Annotated in this window: 1 protein-coding gene and 2 pseudogenes; 1 reads left to right on the forward strand and 2 read right to left on the reverse strand. The window is 61.4% G+C overall.

Annotated features, from left to right (window positions below; translation table 11 throughout):
* Positions 1 to 299: pseudogene (locus A1351_RS25160) on the forward strand (hypothetical protein); the annotation flags it as partial.
* Positions 300 to 667: 368 nt separating this feature from the next.
* Here the strand turns inward: A1351_RS25160 and A1351_RS05110 are convergent.
* Together A1351_RS05110 and A1351_RS05115 are read right to left on the reverse strand one after the other, a co-directional pair.
* The gene (locus A1351_RS05110; RefSeq protein WP_064032407.1) at positions 668 to 919 is read right to left on the reverse strand and encodes a helix-turn-helix transcriptional regulator; all 252 of its coding nucleotides are present in this window, start codon (positions 917 to 919) and stop codon (positions 668 to 670) included.
* A gap of 9 nt (positions 920 to 928) precedes the next feature.
* A pseudogene (locus tag A1351_RS05115) lies at positions 929 to 1,223 on the reverse strand (DUF2975 domain-containing protein); the annotation flags it as partial.

Raw genomic sequence — 1,223 nt, forward strand, 5'->3', positions numbered from 1 at the left:
CGACGCGCGCGCTCGCCGAGGGCCACGCCGCGCATGGGCTGGGGGAGACGCTGCTGCATCGAAGCGACGCGGCCGGATCGCTCGCTTATGACCGCGATCTACGCAAAATCGTCGAGGCGGACCTCTCCCGTCTCTATGCGCAATCGCTCGCCCTGATGCGCAGGCGGCGCGCCGATGTCGAGCGGCTCGCCGAGGCTCTGCTCGTGCGGAGATTTCTCACCGGCGAGGATATCGCGGCGCTCGTCACGACCTCTGGCGGCCGCGGCCGCAGCCCGAAAACGCGCGGTAGGGACGCATGAGCAGAGACGGCCCGCTTCTCGACGACCTCGTCGCGCGCCTCTGGATGGTGCGCGAGCGGTTGGGACCGGCCGTCTACCGCGCCGCCGTGAGGACGGCCCTGCACGCTATTGCGGTCGCCGTCCTCGAGCTCGGCGATCTTGCGCACACAAGTGAATCGCCCAAATCACCTGTCGCGGTCGGAGCCCGTCCTTTCATTTTGATACTCGTTGTACAGTTTCGAAGCTGCGGACCGACACCGTGCCCGCTCGTCGCCGATCGACTCGTTGCAAAGACTTCTGCGCCAAGCCTGCCCGGTATTGTAGAGACCCTGTGAGGTGCAGCCGGACAGGCCGATTGTTAGAGCCGCAACTATAAGAGATACACGCATTCACGACACCTCGTTTTTGCCTTTCCGCACATCGATGCCGGGTGGCATTTCCTCTTCATATCTGAGGAGATCGCCGGGCTGACAGTGCATGAACTGACAAATTCTTTCCAGCGTCTCAAAACGAACGCCTTTCACCTTGCCTTGTTTGAGAATGGATAGATTAGCCTCGGTGATTCCGACATATTCAGCTAGGTCTTTGGACTTTACGTTGCGTTCAGCGAGCATTACGCCCAAGCGCACTCGGATCGGCATCAGCGTCCTCTAGACGAACAGCGTGTTTTCATCGACGATGTCCAACGCCTCGGTCATCACCCAGGCGATGATTGCGATCGTCCCTGCGAAGATCAGGGCAATGAGCGTATCAGAGCCGATGTTCAGCGCGAGCGCCTTGCCTCCCGCCGGATTGTTGAAGCTCAGAAGAACGGACAGCGCTGCGCCGGCGAACGGCTTCAAGAGAGCCGAAGCCGCGACGCCAGCGGAAAACGCCTTGAGCCGCCTGATCGGTTCCGTGGAGAAGATTTGGCCAGCAGCGAAGGCGCCGAAGCAACGACGGGCA

Source organism: Methylosinus sp. R-45379 (genome assembly GCF_001644125.1).
Lineage (GTDB): Bacteria > Pseudomonadota > Alphaproteobacteria > Rhizobiales > Beijerinckiaceae > Methylosinus.